The sequence below is a fragment of the Streptomyces sp. NPDC044033 genome, assembly GCF_056434425.1.
Window position 1 is genome coordinate 42,504 of sequence record NZ_JBWKFF010000021.1, and the last position, 17,374, is coordinate 59,877.

15 protein-coding genes are annotated in these 17,374 nt (G+C 71.0%); 12 read left to right on the top strand and 3 right to left on the bottom strand.

The window, feature by feature from the left end; all coding sequences use genetic code 11:
- The first annotated feature begins 137 nt into the window (after positions 1-137).
- Complete coding sequence (locus tag AC07AB_RS30820; protein WP_478573697.1) at positions 138-2,678, top strand: P-loop NTPase family protein; 2,541 nt, start codon at positions 138-140, stop codon at positions 2,676-2,678.
- Positions 2,679-2,775: 97 nt separating this feature from the next.
- Positions 2,776-3,204 (top strand): hypothetical protein, encoded by a 429-nt coding sequence (locus AC07AB_RS30825; protein WP_478573698.1) that lies wholly within the window; start codon positions 2,776-2,778, stop codon positions 3,202-3,204.
- A gap of 237 nt (positions 3,205-3,441) precedes the next feature.
- Here AC07AB_RS30825 and AC07AB_RS30830 read toward each other — a convergent pair whose 3' ends face one another.
- Entirely contained in the window at positions 3,442-3,993 is a 552-nt protein-coding gene (locus AC07AB_RS30830; protein WP_478573700.1) for a hypothetical protein, read from the bottom strand.
- Positions 3,994-4,110: 117 nt separating this feature from the next.
- On the opposite strand from AC07AB_RS30830, the gene hemL reads away from it, so the two are divergent.
- The 8 genes from hemL (at position 4,111) to AC07AB_RS30870 (ending at position 12,632) form a co-directional block, all read left to right on the top strand.
- Positions 4,111-5,427: a glutamate-1-semialdehyde 2,1-aminomutase gene (hemL, locus tag AC07AB_RS30835; protein WP_478573703.1), complete on the top strand. Its 1,317-nt coding sequence runs from the start codon at positions 4,111-4,113 to the stop codon at positions 5,425-5,427.
- Positions 5,428-5,531: 104 nt separating this feature from the next.
- Entirely contained in the window at positions 5,532-6,179 is a 648-nt protein-coding gene (locus tag AC07AB_RS30840; protein ID WP_478573971.1) for a histidine phosphatase family protein, read from the top strand.
- Between the two features lie 144 nt (positions 6,180-6,323).
- Positions 6,324-7,541 (top strand): polysaccharide deacetylase family protein, encoded by a 1,218-nt coding sequence (locus tag AC07AB_RS30845; RefSeq protein ID WP_478573706.1) that lies wholly within the window; start codon positions 6,324-6,326, stop codon positions 7,539-7,541.
- 93 nt (positions 7,542-7,634) lie between these two features.
- A complete protein-coding gene (locus tag AC07AB_RS30850) occupies positions 7,635-8,258 on the top strand; it encodes a TlpA family protein disulfide reductase (protein WP_478573709.1) in 624 nt (207 codons plus the stop codon).
- Positions 8,258-8,995: a cytochrome c biogenesis CcdA family protein gene (locus AC07AB_RS30855; RefSeq protein ID WP_478573712.1), complete on the top strand. Its 738-nt coding sequence runs from the start codon at positions 8,258-8,260 to the stop codon at positions 8,993-8,995. Before AC07AB_RS30850 ends, AC07AB_RS30855 begins: the two co-directional genes overlap by 1 nt.
- Positions 8,996-9,000: 5 nt before the next feature.
- Entirely contained in the window at positions 9,001-10,773 is a 1,773-nt protein-coding gene (gene resB, locus AC07AB_RS30860; RefSeq protein ID WP_478573715.1) for a cytochrome c biogenesis protein ResB, read from the top strand.
- The gene (gene ccsB, locus AC07AB_RS30865) at positions 10,770-11,924 is read left to right on the top strand and encodes a c-type cytochrome biogenesis protein CcsB (protein WP_478573717.1); all 1,155 of its coding nucleotides are present in this window, start codon (positions 10,770-10,772) and stop codon (positions 11,922-11,924) included. The genes resB and ccsB overlap by 4 nt, the downstream gene beginning before the upstream one ends.
- Positions 11,925-12,071: 147 nt before the next feature.
- Positions 12,072-12,632: a Uma2 family endonuclease gene (locus tag AC07AB_RS30870; RefSeq protein WP_478573720.1), complete on the top strand. Its 561-nt coding sequence runs from the start codon at positions 12,072-12,074 to the stop codon at positions 12,630-12,632.
- A gap of 42 nt (positions 12,633-12,674) precedes the next feature.
- Here AC07AB_RS30870 and AC07AB_RS30875 read toward each other — a convergent pair whose 3' ends face one another.
- On the bottom strand, positions 12,675-14,102 hold the full coding sequence (locus AC07AB_RS30875) for an alkaline phosphatase family protein (protein ID WP_478573723.1): 1,428 nt from the start codon (positions 14,100-14,102) through the stop codon (positions 12,675-12,677).
- A 258-nt stretch (positions 14,103-14,360) separates the two neighbouring features.
- Positions 14,361-14,789, bottom strand: coding sequence for a PLD nuclease N-terminal domain-containing protein (locus AC07AB_RS30880; protein ID WP_478573725.1), 429 nt, complete (start codon positions 14,787-14,789; stop codon positions 14,361-14,363).
- Positions 14,790-14,875: 86 nt separating this feature from the next.
- Between AC07AB_RS30880 and AC07AB_RS30885 the strand changes: the two genes are divergently transcribed.
- Positions 14,876-16,333 carry a menaquinone biosynthesis decarboxylase gene (locus AC07AB_RS30885; RefSeq protein WP_478573728.1) on the top strand — a complete coding sequence of 486 codons (1,458 nt, stop codon included), beginning with the start codon at positions 14,876-14,878 and terminating at the stop codon, positions 16,331-16,333.
- Positions 16,333-17,250, top strand: coding sequence for a menaquinone biosynthesis prenyltransferase MqnP (mqnP, locus tag AC07AB_RS30890; RefSeq protein WP_478573731.1), 918 nt, complete (start codon positions 16,333-16,335; stop codon positions 17,248-17,250). Before AC07AB_RS30885 ends, mqnP begins: the two co-directional genes overlap by 1 nt.
- The last annotated feature ends 124 nt before the right edge of the window (positions 17,251-17,374 follow it).

Here is a 17,374-nt window from a genome sequence, read left to right on the forward strand (position 1 = left end):
GGCCGAATCGTGGTCGGGAATGTCACCTTCCGTCGAAGAAGGCTCAATTGAGAACAACATGGGAAATTGCAGCGTGATCATATGAATCGGCTGCTATAAATCCATCCTTGGGTTTGCGCACGGGGGAGGGGCAGCCCATGGCCGATTCGGACGGGGTCCGTATCCACGGCGACGTTCCTGGACAGGTCGTCGTCGGCGACCGCAACGTGGTGATCAGAGCCGAGCTGGGCTCCTCCGTCACCTACCGGCCCGAAGGGCCGCCCCCGGTCCGGCGGCGCGCGCGTCCCCTGGGCTGGGCCCTGCCCGCCCGCGCACCCGCGCTGCTGGCCCGTACGAGCGAACTCGCCGCGCTGGAACGGTGGTTGGCCACCGGAGTGCCGGTGCAGGTGTACGGGCCGCCGGGCCTCGGCAAGACCGCGCTGCTGCGCGCCTTCGCGGCCGACCGGATGGCGCGCGGCGGCACCGTGGTCTACCTCCCGGCCGCCGGACTGCCCGCCGAGGACATCGTCCAGGAGATCTTCCACGCCTGCTTCGAGGTGACGGACTACAAGCCCGAACCGGCCGAGATGCGGCGGCTGATGGGCTCGCTGCGCGAGCTGCTGCTGGTCGTCGACGACTTCGGCGGGTCGGCCGCGGAACTGGCCGGCCTCGTGTACGCCACACCGGGCTGCGAGCTGCTGCTGTCCTCCGTGGAGCGCGGGCTCGGCGGCGGCCGGCCGGGCGGCTCCGGCGCCGAGGGGCCCGGCGGCCGGCCGATGCGGCTCGAAGGGCTGCCCGAGCACGCCGCCCTCGACCTGCTCGTACGGGAGCTGGGCCGCCCGCTGCGCGGCCGCGAGACGACCGCGGCGCGCCGGCTCGCCGCCACCGTGGGCGGGCACCCGCTGACCCTGGTGCAGGCCGCCGCCGCCATGAGCGCGACCGCCACCAGCGGCGCCGTCACGGCAGCGGTCGGCTACGGCGCGTTCGAGGCGTTCGAGGCGCTCGCCGCGGACGAGTCGGTGTTCGCGGTGGGCATCGCCGGCCGGCTGAGCGACAGGGCGGCGCGGCTGCTGCGGCTGCTGTGCGCCTTCGATCCGCTGCCGGTGTCCTCGGGGCTGCTGACCGTGTTCACCGGGGGTGCGGATCGCGCCGCCCTGGCCGAACTGGGCGCCCTGCGGCTCGCCGAGGCCGACGGCGTCGGGTACCGGGCCTGCGGCCGGTTCGCCACGCTGGTCGCCGAACGGGCGGGGCCGCCGCGGCGGGCTTCGGAGTTCGCCGCCCCGCTGATCGCCTGGGTACGGACCAGGGCCACCCGGCAGCAGGCCGCGGCCGAGGCCGTCGCGATCGGGTGCGTCCTGGCCTCCGCGGGCTGGGCGGGCGACCACGCGGCGGTGCGGGACCTGGCACGGGCCGTGGCGCCCGCGCTGGCCAGGTCGCTGCGCTGGGGCGCGTGGCGGCGAGCGCTCGAACTCGGCGAGCGCGCGGCCCTCGAACTCGGCGCGGCCCATGACGCCGCGTACTTCGCCCACGAGCGGGACGTGCGCCGGCGCGTGCTGGCCGCGGGGTTCGGGGCGCTGGCCGGTGGCGGGGGCGGGGGCTACGCGCTGGTGGCCCAGCACGGCTCGCCTGCCGCCGGCCCCGCGCCCGGTCCGCAGTACGGCTCGCCCCCGCCCGGCCCGCAGTACGGCTCGCCCCCGCCCGGTTCCCCCGCGCCCGGTCCGCAGCCCGGCTCCCCCGCGCCCGGCGGCTCCCCGTCGCAGTTGAAGGGGCACGCACCGGGGAGCAGGACCGGCCGGGGCCCCAAGGGCCGGTCGGGGCTGCGCGGGGCCGTGTCGCACCCGGCGGTGGTCGGCGCGGCGGTCGCCGCCGTGGTGGCGGGCGGCGTTCTCGCGGCGGCGGTCACCGCCGACGGCGACCGGCGGCCGAACGTACCGGCCCCGTTGATCTCCAGCGCGTCCGCCACCGTGCCGTCGTCGCCGCCCCCGGCGAGCGCCCCCGGCGTGACCAGCGGGACCGCCGGGGCTACGGATGCGTCCTCGGCCGTGCCGACGGGCGGGCCCCCGGGCGCCGCGACCTCCCCCGAGCCGCCCCCGCCCGGCCGGGCCACGGACGGCGGCCCGTCGTCCGGTACGTGCGTCCCGGTCGCGCTGGCCGCCCAGGACTTCGGGACGGTGGCGGTGGGGGAGCCGGTGACCAAGACGGTCCGCTTCGACCAGTGGCTGCCGTGCGACGACGAGGACTCGCTGGGCGTCGGCGGCGAGCAGGGGGTGAACGGAGGGGGCCCGAGCGCCTGGGGCTCCGCCCTGACGGCCTGTCCGCCGCCGCCCGGCTCCCGGTTGTGCCTCTTCGATGTGACGTTCCGTCCGACGCGGCCGGGCACGTACCGGGCGACGGTCACCATGCTCGACGACTGGGGGCGGGCGGACGTGTCGATGACGGTGACCGGGGTCGCGGTGGGGGACCAGCCGACGGGCCCGAGCGGGCCCACGGGCCCGACCGGGCCGACCGGCCCTTCGGCGCCGACCGCGCCGACGGATCCCGCGAAGACCTCGGCGACGGTCGAACAACCCGCGCCCACGGACACGCCCGACCCGAGGGGACTCACCCGGGTCCCCACGCCCGTACCCGCTCAGCCCCCGGGGGCCTCTCAGACGCCCGAGCCGTCAGACGACGACCCGTCCGAACCCGGCGGGAGATGAACCGCCTGTTCCGGCCACCCGGCCACCCCACCATTCGCCCTGACTACTGGTCAGGCGCAGCCACCCGCACGCGTCAGCAGCAGAAGGAGTCCCGCTCATGCCCGAGACGACCGAGAGCCACGGCGACCGCTACGAAGTGCACACCCAGGACGTGTCCGGCCAGGTCGTCGTCGGCCATGGCAACACCGTCTCCCGCGTGGAGGCCGCACGGGGCCCGGCGCTCCCGGTCACCGAGGAGGAACTGGCCGTCCTGCGCGCCGAGTTCGTGCGCGTACGGGCCCTCGTGCCGCCGGACGGGCCGGAGGCGGAACGGGCCGTCGGCCTCCTGGACGAACTGGAGGAGGCCGTCACCGCGCCCGAGGCGGACCTGTCCACCATGGAGTACGTCCGCCAGTGGTTCGCCCGCAGGCTTCCGGTGCTGGCGGGCACGGTCGCGAGCCTGGTGATCCACCCGGTCGTGGGCCGGCTGGTGGAGGCGGCGGGCGGGCGGCTGGTCGAGGAGTTCAACCAGCGGTTCGGCGAGTGACGCGGCCGCGCACCCGCGCCCCGCGCAGGCCCGTACGGACCGGCGGAGCGCTCACGCCCGTACCAGCCAAGGCCGAGCGCTCACGCCCGTACGGACCGGCCGAGCGCCCGCGCTCACACGGACCGGCCGAGCACTCACGCCCGTACCAGCCGGAGCCGAGCGCCCGCGCCCGTACCACCGCCACCGCCCCACCGGTCAAAGCCCCCGAAGCCCCCCGAAGCCTTCGTCAGCTTCTCCTCAAGGCCACACCAAGCAGTAAGGCTGATGCCCCGCCTCATGCAGCCGGTGTGAGAAGTCCTGCCACTCGTGGAGGAGCTGATAGACGCGGAAGGCGTCGCGCGGGCCGCCGCGGTCGGGGACCGTGGACCATATGAAGGCGGCGGCGCCGACGGATTCCTCGCCGATGCCGCGCAGCGGGTCGACGACGGTCGTGGGGAGCTTGACCACGGCGTAGTCGGGGTGCAGGACGACGAGCTCCAGCGGGGGGACCCGGTGCAGGGGGATGCCCTCGATGCCGGTGAGGACCATGGCGGCCATCGTCTCCGGTTTGATCTTGGAGAACATGCCGCCCATACCCAGCTCGTCCCCGCCGAGCTCTTCCGGGCGCATGGAGATCGGTACGCGTGCGGCGGTCGCTCCGTTGGGTGCCCCGAAGTACTTGTAGGTCACCCCCACCCGGCCACCACTCCTGCTTCCCGCGCTCTCCGCCTCGCGCCGGTGGCGTCCGCGCTGGGCACGCTCGGGGCCCAGGTCATCGGTCCCCTCACCCAGTCCGCCACCGCGATGCATAATCTCCACCCGACCACTCGCGAACGCCGTCGCGCAACCCGATCATCGTCTCAGAGACCTCCCCCGCGACCGGCGCCTGAAACGCCCCGCCGCGAGTCCCGGTGTGGCTCTGAGACCATGGCTGGTGTGACTTACTCGTACTCTGCTCCAGTCTCGCAGACGCTCTTCGACCGCGCGGCCGTCGTGACACCCGGCGGCGTGAACTCTCCGGTGCGCGCGTTCCGCGCCGTGGGGGGTACGCCCCGGTTCATGGTGTCCGGAACCGGTCCGTACCTCACCGACGCCGACGGCCGGGAGTACGTGGACCTGGTGTGCTCGTGGGGCCCGATGATCCTGGGCCACTCGCACCCCGAGGTGACGGCCGCGGTGCAGGAGGCCGTCGCGCGCGGCACGTCGTTCGGCACCCCCGGCGAGGGCGAGGTCGCGCTCGCCGAGGAGATCGTGGCCCGCGTCGGCCCCGTCGAGCAGGTGCGGCTCGTCTCCTCCGGCACCGAGGCGACGATGTCGGCGATCCGGCTGGCCCGCGGCTTCACGGGCCGCCCGAAGGTGATCAAGTTCGCGGGCTGCTACCACGGCCATGTGGACGCGCTGCTGGCCGCGGCCGGGTCCGGGCTCGCGACGTTCGCGCTGCCGGACACGCCCGGCGTCACCGGTGCGCAGGCCGGCGACACCATCGTCCTCCCCTATAACGACCTGGACGCCGTACGGGCCGCCTTCGCCGCGCACCCGGGTGAGATCGCGTGCGTGATCACGGAGGCGGCGGCGGGCAACATGGGCGTCGTGGCGCCGCTGCCGGGCTTCAACCAGGGCCTCGCGGACCTGTGCTCCGAGCACGGCGCGCTGTACATCTCCGACGAGGTCATGACCGGCTTCCGGGTGAGCAAGGCGGGCTGGTACGGCCTGGACGGGGTGCGGCCCGACCTGATGACCTTCGGCAAGGTCATGGGCGGCGGGTTCCCGGCCGCGGCTTTCGGCGGGCGCGCCGACGTCATGGCGCACCTGGCGCCGATCGGCCCGGTCTACCAGGCGGGCACTCTCTCCGGTAACCCGGTGGCGACCGCCGCGGGCCTCGCGCAGCTGCGGCTGCTGGACGACGCCGCGTACGGGCGTGTGGACGCGGTCTCCGCCGAGGTGCGGGCGCTGGTGTCGGGCGCGCTGGACAAGGCGGGCGTCGCGCACCGGGTGTCGGCCGCGGGCAGCATGTTCTCGGTGTTCTTCACCGGCGAGGAGGTGCGGGACTACGACACGGCCAAGGCCCAGGAGTCGTTCCGCTTCACCGCCTTCTTCCACTCGATGCTCGCGCAGGGCGTCTATCTCCCGCCGTCCTCCTTCGAGTCGTGGTTCCTCTCGACGGCGCACGACGACGCGGCGGTCGAGCGGATCGCGGACGCGCTGCCGGGGGCGGCGCGGGCCGCCGCCGAGGCGACGGAATGATGTCCGGCATGACGAATGGAGATACGGACAACAGCGCGCCCGGCAGTGCGGGTGCGGGCGCGGGCGGGGACGGCGACCGGGACGCGCTGACCGTGGTGCATGTGATGCGCCACGGCGAGGTGCACAACCCCGAGGGCGTCCTGTACGGGCGCAAGCCCGGCTACCACCTCTCGGAACTCGGCCGGCAGATGGCCGACCGGGTCGCCGAGCACCTTTCGGGGCGCGACATCACCCATGTGGTCGCCTCGCCGCTGGAGCGGGCGCAGGAGACGGCGACGCCGCTGGCCAAGGCGGTGAGCCTGGACCTGGCGACGGACGAGCGGCTGATCGAGGCGGGGAACGTCTTCGAGGGCAAGACGTTCGGCGTGGGCGACGGCGCGCTGAAGAACCCGTCCAACTGGAAGTACCTCACCAACCCGTTCCGCCCTTCGTGGGGCGAGCCGTACGTCGATCAGGTCGTGCGGATGATGGGGGCGATCGGCGCGGCGCGGGACGCGGCGCGCGGCCATGAGGCGGTGTGCGTCAGCCACCAGCTGCCGATCTGGATCGTGCGGAGCTTCGCCGAGCGGCGCAGGCTCTGGCACGACCCGCGCAAACGGCAGTGCACATTGGCGAGTCTGACGTCGTTCACATTCCGCGGCAATCGCATCGTGTCGGTCGGATACAGCGAACCGGCCCGCGATTTGGTGCCCGCGCATCTGCTGGCCGGCGCCAAACCGGTGAAGGGCGGCTCCAAGAGTTTCGGAGCGTAAAGAGCGTAATTCGTAGCGTAAGCGCGGGCCAATTTCTGGCAATAATTTCACGCCCGTCACGCGCAACCATCCGTGCTCGCCGTGCAGTCTTACTGATCGTCCATTTGTATGGATGGTGAGTACGCGAGCACGGATGGGGACGAAATGCGCGACATCAGCCGACGCGGGCTGCTCGGAATGGGAGTGGGAGCAGCCGCCGCGCTGGGCGTGGCCGGATGTTCCTCGGATTCCGGATCGGACCGGGACAGGGCCAGCACCAAGGACCCGCGGGCGAAGGCGAGCGAACAGGCGAGGGCGAAACCGATAGGCGACGGCTCGACGGCCGACGCCGGCCCGCAGCCGCATCAGCCGCCGAAGCCGGAACGCCTGGAGCCGGGGCAGAAGCCGCCGCAGTTCGTCGTGTTCTCCTGGGACGGCGCCGGTGAGGTCGGCAACGGGCTCTTCCCCCGCTTCCGCAAGCTGGCCAAGGAGCACAACGCGGGCATGACCTTCTTCCTCTCCGGGCTGTACTGCCTGCCGGAGTCGAAGAAGAACATGTACCGGCCGCCGAACAACAGGGTCGGCGCCTCGGACATCGGCTATCTCACCGACGACCACATCAAGGCGACGCTGCGGAACGTGCGCGAGGCGTGGCTCGAAGGCCATGAGATAGGCACGCACTTCAACGGGCACTTCTGCGCGGGCTCCGGTTCCGTCGCCAAGTGGACGCCCGCGCAATGGCAGTCGGAAATCGACCAGGCGATGTCGTTCGTCACCAAGTGGCGTACGAACACCGGGTTTTCGGACCTAGACCCGCTGCCTTTCGACTACTCCAAGGAACTCGTCGGCGGCCGTACGCCGTGTCTGCTCGGCCAGGAGAATCTGCTGCCGACCGCCGCGAAACTCGGCTGGCGCTACGACGCGAGTTCGTCGGGCGGACTCCAGATATGGCCGACGAAGAAGCACGGCGTATGGGATCTGCCGCTCCAGGCGATACCTTTCCCCGGCCACTCCTTCGAAGTCCTGTCCATGGACTACAACATGCTCTACAACCAGTCGAAGAACTCGACGAAGGCGCCGCCGTCCAACTACCCCGCCTGGCGCCGGCAGGCCGCCCGGTCCTACGTCTCCGGCTTCCAGCGCGCGTACGAGACCAACCGGGCGCCCTTCTTCATCGGCAACCACTTCGAGCAGTGGAACGGCGGCATCTACATGGACGCCGTCGAGGAAGCGCTCAAGCACATCGCCGACGAGAAGCACAAGGACGTCCGGCTGGTCTCCTTCAAGCAGCTCGTGGACTGGATGGACGCGCAGGACCCGAAGGTGCTCGCGGACTTCCGCAGGCTCGGGGTCGGTCAGAAGTGGACCCCGTCGCGGGGTTGAGAATCGCCGTCGAGGGGGGCGCGTCGCGGGGTTGGGAATCGCCGTCGAGGGGGGCGCGGAAGATCGCAGGGGGGCCCATGCGAAACTTTTCACATGAGTGCCCGCCGCGCCCCTCGACGCCCCACACGCCACCGTCGTGCCGCAGTGCTGGCCGTCGGCGCCGCAGCAGCCGCCCTGACGCTGAGCGCCTGCGGGTCCGACGCCGCGGGCAAGGGCGGCGGCGACACCAAGTTCGTGCAGGGCACGGGCGGTATCAGCGTCGTCAAGAACAAGGGCGACCGGCAGAGCGCGCCGGACATCTCCGGCAAGTCCCTGGAGGGCAAGCCGCTCGACCTCATGAAGGACTACAAGGGCAAGATCATTGTCTTTAACGTGTGGGGCTCGTGGTGCACGCCCTGCCGCGCGGAGGCGCCCAACCTGACCAAGGTCGCCAACGAGTACAAGGACAAGGGCGTCCAGTTCGTCGGCCTCAACACCCGGGACGTGGACACCGCCCCCCCGATCAGCTTCGAGAAGCGGTTCGAGGCCCCGTACCCGAGCTTCCACGACCCCTCGGGCAAGCTGCTGCTGCGCTTCCCCAAGGGCAGTCTCAACCCGCAGTTCATCCCCTCCACGATCTTCATCGACCGGAACGGGAAGATCGCGGCCCGCGCGCCCCACGCGCTGAGCGTGGACGAGCTGCGCAAGACCATCGACCCGCTGGTCGCGGAGAAGTGATGAACCAGACCGTCCTGAGCGGAGCGCTGCTGCTCGCGCTGCCCATCGCGGTGCTCGGCGGTCTCGTCTCCTTCTTCTCCCCGTGCGTGCTGCCGCTGGTCCCCGGCTACCTCTCGTACGTCACCGGCGTCAGCGGCACCGACCTCGGCAACGCCAAGCGCGGCCGCATGGTGGTCGGCGCCTCGCTCTTCGTCCTCGGCTTCACCGCCGTCTTCGTCTCCGGCGGCGCCCTGTTCGGCAACTTCGGCTGGCAGCTCCAGGCGCACAAGGAACTCATCTCCAAGGTCCTCGGGGCCTTCACCATCGTGCTCGGCCTCGCCTTCATGGGCTTCATGAGCCTCTTCGGGCAGCGGGAGTTCCGCTTCCACAAGAAGCCCGCGATGGGGCTGGCCGGGGCGCCGCTGCTGGGCGTCCTGTTCGGGGTGGGCTGGACGCCGTGCATCGGCCCCACCCTCGCCGCCGTCAATGTGCTCGCCCTCGACCAGGCGAGCGCCTGGCGCGGCGCGCTGCTCATGGTCGCCTACTGCGTGGGGCTCGGCGTGCCCTTCATCCTCGCCGCGGTCGCCTTCCGGCGGGCCCTCGGCGCGTTCGGCTGGGTCAAGCGCCACTACAAGTGGGTCATGCGGATCGGTGGCCTGATGCTCGTCGCGGTCGGCGTGCTGCTCGTCACCGGGGCGTGGGACCGCATCGTCACCGATATGCAGTCGTGGACCCAATCCTTCGTTCCCGAGGTCTGAATCTGATGGCCAAGACACCCACCCCCGCCGACGAGGAGCAGGGCCTCGGCGAGGCCGGCGCCCGGCTCTCCACGGCGCCGGTCGAGGCCCCCGAGCCCGGAGGGTCGGGCAAGCTGCCGTCGATGGGCGTCATCGGATGGGCCCGCTGGTTCTGGCGCCAGCTCACCTCCATGCGGGTCGCGCTGATCCTGCTGTTCCTGCTCTCGCTGGCCGCGATCCCCGGCTCGCTCGTACCGCAGACCAGCGTCGACGCGGTCAAGGTCGAGGACTGGCAGAAGGCGCACCCCACCGTCACGCCGATCTACGAGAAGCTCCAGCTCTTCCACGTCTACAGCTCGGTGTGGTTCTCGGCGATCTACATCCTGCTCTTCGTCTCGCTCATCGGCTGCATCGTGCCGCGCACCTGGCAGTTCGTCGGACAGCTCCGCTCCCGCCCGCCGGGCGCGCCGCGGCGGCTGACCCGGCTGCCCGCGTACACGACGTGGCGGACCGACGCCGAGCCGGAGCAGGTGCTCGCCGCCGCGCGGAAGACGCTGCGGGGCAAGCGGTTCCGCACCGAGGCCGCCGCCGACTCGGTGGCCGCCGAGAAGGGCTATCTGCGCGAGGCGGGCAACCTCCTCTTCCACATCTCCCTGATCGTGATGCTGGTGGCCTTCGCGACCGGCCAGCTCTTCAAGGCCGAGGGCTCCAAGCTGATCGTCGAGGGCGACGGCTTCTCCAACACCATGTCGCAGTACGACGACTTCAAGCCCGGGTCGCTCTTCGACACGGACAGCCTCCGGCCGTTCAGCTTCGACCTGAACGGCTTCGACTCCAGCTACGAGCGCACCGGCCCGGAGAAGGGCACCCCGCGCGTCTTCCGGGCCCACGTCACGTACTACGACGGTGTGGACGCCAAGCCGCGCAAGACCGCGATCGAGGTGAACAAGCCGCTGGAGACGGGCGACTCGAAGGTCTACCTCCAGGGCCACGGCTACGCGCCGGTCGTCACCGTCCGGGACGGCCAGGGCAACGTCGCGTACAAGGGCGCGGTGGCCTCGCTGCCCGTCGACGGCAAGAACCTCACCGAGTCCACGATCCTCAAGGTGCCGGACTTCCACGGCAAGGACGGCAAGCCGGACCAGATCGGGTTCCAGGGCAACTTCGTGCCCACGCTGGACCTCAAGACCGGCAACATGATGTCGCAGTTCCCCGCCCTGGACTCGCCGGCGCTGGTGCTGACCGCGTACCACGGCAGCCTGGGCATGGACGCGGGTCTGCCGCAGAGCGTCTACAAGCTCGACACGTCGAAGATGAAGCAGTTCAAGGACAAGGACGGCAAGCCCTTCGCCGATCTGCTGCGCGTCGGCGACACCATGAAGCTCCCGAACGGCGCCGGCACCGTCAAGTTCGACGCCATCAAGACCTGGGCCACCTTCCAGGTCTCCCACCAGCCGGGCAACGGCACCGCGCTGGCCGGAGCGGTCGGCGCGCTGCTCGGTCTCGCCGGGTCCCTGTTCATCCAGCGCCGCCGTGTGTGGGTACGGGCGGCGGCGGACGAGGACGGGCGTACGGTCGTGGAGATCGGCGGCCTCGGCCGCAGCGAGTCCGCGAAGCTGCCCGAGGAGCTCGGCGACCTCGCGCTCGCGCTCCAGCCCCACGCCATGCCCGTACCGGACCCGGACCCGGACGCCGATCCGGATCCCTCCGGCCCGGACTCCTCCGGCCCGGACTCCGCCGATCCGGACTCCTCCGATCCCGCAGACCCTGCTGATCCCTCCGAAGGAGCGCGCGCGTGAATATCGCTGCCGCAGCCAACGAGAACCTGGCCCATACCAGCAATGTGCTGATCTATTCGGCGATGGCCGTCTACACCCTCGCCTTCCTCGCGCACATCGCGGAGTGGGTGTTCGGCAGCCGCAGCGCCGTCGGCCGCACCGCCGCCGCGCTGACCGCCGAGCCCGCGCGGAAGGACGTGACCGTACAGGTCGCGCAGAAGGGCGGTACGGGCACGGCGGTGCTGGAGCGCCCCAAGGTGATCACCCGCGCGGCGGCCGGCGCCCGTGACGTGCCGGACGGGCCCGGCGCGGCGGGCGGCAGCGAGAAGGGGGACATGTACGGCCGTATCGCCATCTCCCTGACGGTGCTGGCCTTCCTGATCCACTTCGGCGGGGTGCTCACCCGGGCGCTCTCCGTGGAGCGCGCCCCGTGGGGCAACATGTACGAGTTCTCCACCACCTTCGGGATGGTGGCGGTGGCGGTCTACCTCGGCCTGCTGCTGGCCAAGAAGAACATCCGCTGGCTCGGCCTGCCGCTGGTCACCACGGTCCTCCTCGACCTCGGCCTCGCCGTCTCCGTGCTGTACACCTCCAGCGACCAGCTGGTGCCCGCGCTGCACTCGTACTGGCTGTGGATCCACGTCTCCTGCGCGATCTGCTCCGGCGCGGCGCTGTACGTCGGCGCGGTCTCCTCGCTCTTCTACCGCTTCCGCGACGGGCTGGAGGCGCGCCAGGAGGCCGGCCGCGCCGGGCGGGACTTCCTGGCGAAGAAGCTGCGGGACACGCCCGCGGGCAGCCGCTGGACGCGGTTCGGGGTGCGGGTGCAGATGGGCTGGGACAGCGCCCTGGAGCGGCTGCCGGCCGCCGCGAGCCTCGACAAGTTCGCGTACCGCGTCAACGCGACGGTCTTCCCGCTGTGGACCTTCACGATCATCGCGGGCTCCATCTGGGCCGAGGCCGCCTGGGGCCGCTACTGGGGCTGGGACCCCAAGGAGACCTGGTCCTTCATCACCTGGGTCGCCTACGCCGCCTACCTCCACGCCCGCGCCACCGCCGGCTGGAAGGGCCGCAAGGCCGCCTACCTGGGCCTGCTCGCCTTCGCCTGCTACCTCTTCAACTACTACGGCGTGAACATCTTCATCACCGGCAAGCACTCGTACGCGGGCGTCTGACCACACGCTGCGCCGCTTCCACGGCCCGCGCCGCTCCCTGGGGAGGGGCGCGGGCTTCGTGGTGCTGGCGTAGCCCGTTCGAGTGGAGCACGGGTGATCGGGGCACTTACGACCGTAGACTCGGATCAATCGGCTAGGGAGGTTCGGATGACCGCCGCAGTGGAGGACTCGGCCGCGCTGGACGAGATGTTCGCGGTGATAGAGGGCATGAACGTGCCCGGGGACTACCGCGCGGAGATCATCGAGGGGGAGATCGTCCTGAACCCGCAGCGCAAGGTGCACTCAAGGATCATCCAGTTGTTGACGGTGACCTTGATGGATGCGCTGGGACGCAATGCGAACATCCTCTGGGACGTACGCGTCGACTTCCCCGGTGTCCTCAACGGCTATGTGCCGGATGTAACGCTGGTGAAGGACGGCGCGGAGGAGGATGACAACGGCAACCACAGCTACCGCGACATCGAGCTGGTGGCCGAGGTGGTCTCGCGCGGAAGCCGCCGCGACGACTACGACGCGAAGCTCGTGACGTACGCCCGCGCCGGGGTCCCCACCTATGTCATCGCCGACCCGAAGACGGGCTTCGCGCACGTCCATCACGCGCCCAAGGGCGACGGGTACGGCGACGTCAGCACCTATGCCTTCGGCGTCACCTTCGTCCTCCCCGGCACGGACGTCACCATCGACACAGCCAACTGGCCCCGCGACTGACCCGTCCGCCGGCCGCGGGGCCGGTGTGCCCGACCCGGTGGGTCAGCGGCGCTTGCGGTGGCCGCGTTCCTGGTGCGGGGGCTTCTGGCCGGTGGTGGGGAGGGTGGGCTTGGGGAGGTTGGCCACCTCCCACTTCGCCTTTTCCAGCTGGCGCGCCGTGTCGTGCGGCAGCCGCGGCGGGCGGTGCGCGGCGTGGCGGAAGCCGAAGGCGGAGGTGAGGTCGCCGAAGGTGTCGCGGCGCCAGTCGGTGATGTTGGGCTCCTCGACGCCCGTCCAGCGCTCCAGGAACTGGAGCACCGAGGTGTGGTCGAAGGCGTCCCCGGCGGCCCAGCCGCCCACCGTCCATGGCGAGATGATCGTGCACGGCACCCGGTAGCCGCCGCCGATCGGCAGCCCCCTGATGAACTCGTCCTTCGTCCCGGCGGGCGGCGTGGGCGGCGGCACGTGGTCGAAGAGGCCGTCGTTCTCGTCGTAGTTGAGGATGAAGGCGGTCTTGCGCCACACCTCCGGGTTGGACGCGATGGCCTCGATCTTCCGGGCGACGAAGTCGGCGCCCGCGGCCGGCAGGTAGTCCGGGTGCTCGGACTCGGTGCTGGTGGGGATGATCCAGGACACCGCGGGGAGCCGGTCGTTGCGGGCGTCCTCCTCGAAGGCGTCGGCCGCGAGCTTGCGCATGCCGCGCTCGTACAGCGGGTCGCCCGGCTTGGCGTCCTTGAACGTCTTGAAGTTCTCCAGCATGTTGCAGCCGTAGTTGTCCTGCTGCTGGTAGACGCGCCAGCTCACGCCCGCCTGCTGGAGCCGCTCGGCGTAGGAGGTCCACCGGTACGGCGTGGGCGCCGTGTTGTTGGTGATCGGGCCGCCCCGGGTGCCGGACGGGTCGATGGTGCCGGTCATCCAGTAGAGCCGGTTGGGCCAGGTCGGCCCGAAGACCGAGCAGAAGTAGTTGTCGCAGATGGTGAAGGTCTCGGCCAGCGCGAACTGGAACGGTATGTCCTGCCGCGTGTGGTAGCCCATCACGTACGGGCCGTTCTTCCCGTCCGCCTTGCGGTGCGCGGGCAGCCAGCGGTCCATCTTCCCGCCGTTCCACGCCTCGTGCTGCACGGCCCAGGCGTGGCTGGTGGAGGGGATCGCCTGAGCGCTGCTCTTATGGGTGTCCAGGCGGAACGGCAGCAGATACCCCTCGGGGTTCACCTCGTCCGGCTGGTAGAACACCGAGCGGCCCGTGGGGAGCCGCAGCGCGTCGGGGTCGGCGAAGCCGCGTACGCCCTTGAGGGTGCCGAAGTAGTGGTCGAACGACCGGTTCTCCTGCATCAGCAGCACGACGTGCTCGATGTCGTCCAGCGAGCCGTGCCGCTCCGGTCCGGCGGCCACGGCCTTCTGGACGCTCGGCGGCAGCAGCGACAGCGCCGTGGCGCCGCCGACCGCGCCCGCCGCCGAGCCGAGGAGTCTGCGTCGGGTCATGTCGGGCATGGGTGTCCCTCTCGCTCGAATCGCGTACAGGCCCCAATGGGCCGACCCGACTCTCGCGGCGCGTGCGCACCAACGGCAGGAGGACATACGTGAACGATGCGACAAATGGCTGTGAAGAGACGTGAGTTGACCGATGTGGTCGTCTTGCGTCCCGATCGGCGCCAGCCGGACGCCGGAGCGGCCCGTACGGCGTCCGTACGAGCCGAATTCGTACCGGAGTGGCCCGTACGGCGTGGGTACGGGCCGAATTCGTACGACTCAGCCCTTCGGCGGGGCCGGCGGCGCGTCCTCGGGGCCGCCGTCCCGGCGGCGCATCTCCTCCTCGCGGCGGCGCAGGTCCGCCTCCCAGTTCTTGAGCAGCTCCTCGTCCGCGGCGCCGCCCCTCGTGCCGCCCCGGCGCGCGCCGTCCTGATGGAGGGTGTTCAGGAAGTCGGGGTTGTCGTCCGGCGCCACCCAGGCGCGGCGCGGCCCGGCCCCCGCCGCCCGGCCGGGCCCGGCCGCGGCGCGCGGCCGGCCCGCGGCGAGCCAGGCGATCGGACCGATCAGCACTTCGCCGAAGAGCAGGATGATGAACACCCACGCCAGCTTCGGCAGCCCCCTGACCTCATGCTCCGGAGTGTTCAGGCAGTCGATGAAGGCATAGATCCACAGGGCCAGGACCAGCAGGAACGGCAGATACCTGAGCATGGTGGAGGGCCCCCAGAGAGATGGAACGGGCCGGTCGGCGGCCCCCGTGACGGGACAAGGGTAGTGCGTGCTTGATACTTGATGGCATGGCTTATGACGATCTTCGCTCATTCCTGAGAGCACTTGAGCGCGACGGCGACCTCAAGCGCGTCAAAGCGGAAGTCGACCCCTATCTGGAGATCGGGGAGATCGTCGACCGGGTGAACAAGGCGGGCGGTCCGGCGCTGCTCTTCGAGAACGTGAAGGGCGCGGCGATGCCGCTGGCCATGAACGTCTTCGGGACCGACCGCCGGCTGCTGAAGTCGCTCGGGCTGAAGTCCTACGACGACATCAGCGACCGGATCGGCGGGCTGCTGAAGCCCGAGCTGCCGCAGGGCTTCGTCGGGGTGCGGGAGGCGTTCGGGAAGCTCGCGAACATGGCGCACGTACCGCCGAAGAAGGTGAAGGGGGAGGCCGCGCCCGTCCAGGAGACGGTGCTCACCGGCGACGACGTCGACCTGGAGCAGCTGCCCGCGCTCTTCACCTGGCCGGAGGACGGCGGATCCTTCTTCAACCTGGGGCTCACGCACACCAAGCACCCCGAGACGGGCGTGCGCAACCTGGGGCTCTACCGCCTCCAGCGCCACGACAAGCGCACCATCGGCATGCACTGGCAGATCCACAAGGACAGCCGCAACCACTACCAGGTGGCCGCCCGGCGCGGTGAGCGGCTGCCGGTCGCGATCGCCTTCGGCGCCCCGCCCGCCGTGACGTACGCCTCGACCGCGCCGCTGCCCGGTGACATCGACGAGTACCTGTTCGCGGGGTTCGTGCAGGGCAAGCGGATCGAGATGGTCGACTGCAAGACGGTGCCGCTCCAGGTCCCGGCGCAGGCCGAGGTGGTCATCGAGGGGTGGCTGGAGCCGGGCGAGATGCTGCCGGAGGGGCCGTTCGGCGACCACACCGGCTTCTACACGCCGCAGGAGCCGTTCCCCGCGCTGACCATCGACTGCGTCACGATGCGCAAGCGCCCGCTGCTCCAGTCGATCGTGGTGGGCCGGCCGCCGACGGAGGACGGCCCCCTCGGCCGGGCCACCGAGCGGTTCTTCCTCCCGCTGCTGAAGATCATCGTGCCGGACATCGTGGACTACCACCTGCCGGAGTCGGGCGGCTTCCACAACTGCGCGATCGTCGCGATCGACAAGCGGTACCCCAAGCACGCGCAGAAGGTCATGCACGCGATCTGGGGCGCGCACATGATGTCGCTCACCAAGCTGATCGTGGTGGTGGACGCCGACTGCGACGTCCACGACCTGCACGAGGTCGCCTGGCGGGCGCTGGGGAACACGGACTACGCGCGCGACCTGACCGTCGTCGAGGGGCCGGTCGACCACCTCGACCACGCCTCGTACCAGCAGTTCTGGGGCGGCAAGGCGGGCATCGACGCGACCGCGAAGTGGCCCGAGGAGGGCTACACGCGCGACGGCGGCTGGCCGCACATGGTCGAGTCGGACCCGGAGGTCGCCGAAAAGGTGACGAAGCGTTGGAAGGAGTACGGGCTGTGATGTCGGCCGCCGAAGGCGTACTGGGTCAGGGGCCCGCGCAGCCCAGCAGCAAGGTGCGGGCGTTCCTGCGGCTCGTGATGATCGAGCACTCCGTCTTCGCGCTGCCCTTCGCGTACATCGCCGCACTCACCGCGATGTACCGGCTCGACAAGGAGATCCACTGGGGGCGGCTGCTCCTGGTGACCATCGCCATGGTGGGGCTGCGCACCTTCGCGATGGCCTGCAACCGGATCATCGACCGCGAGATCGACGCGCGCAATCCGCGCACGGCCGGCCGCGAGCTGGTGACGGGCGCGGTGTCGGTGCGCTCCGCGTGGACCGGCGCGCTGGTGGCGGTCGTGGTCTTCCTGGGCGCGGCGGCGGCGCTGAACCCGCTGTGCCTGGCGCTGGCGCCGATCGCCGTGGTCCCGATGGTGGTCTATCCGTACGGGAAGCGGTTCACCGACTTCCCGCACGCGATCCTGGGCCTGGCGCAGGCGATGGGCCCGGTCGGCGCGTGGCTCGCGGTCACGGGGGAGTGGTCGTGGGAGGCGGTGATCCTCGGCCTCGCGGTCGGCATCTGGATCGGCGGCTTCGACCTGATCTTCGGCTCCCAGGACGTGGAGGCGGACCGGGCGCACGGGGTGAAGTCGACCCCGGCCCGGTACGGCGTCCCGGCGGCGCTGTACGGGGCGCGGGTCTGCCATGTGCTGACCACGGCGCTGCTGGTGTGGTTCGGGCTGGCCACCCACGCCGGGGTGTTCTTCTGGATCGGCCTGGTGATCGTCGCGGCGGCGTTCTGCTACGAGCACACGATCGTGAAGCCGCACGACCTGTCCCGGCTGAACCGGGCGTTCTTCCAGACCAACAGCTTCATCGGGATCTCGCTGTTCGTGTGCGTGCTGCTCGACCTGCTGGTGCGGGGGCTGACGGTCTGACCGCCGGACCGGTGGCGTGGCTGCCGGGACCGGGCGGCATGGCTGTCGGGACCGATGGCGCCGCCGGGATCGACGGCGTCACCGCCGGGATCGACGGCGTAACCGTTTCGGGTGAGCCGGGGCA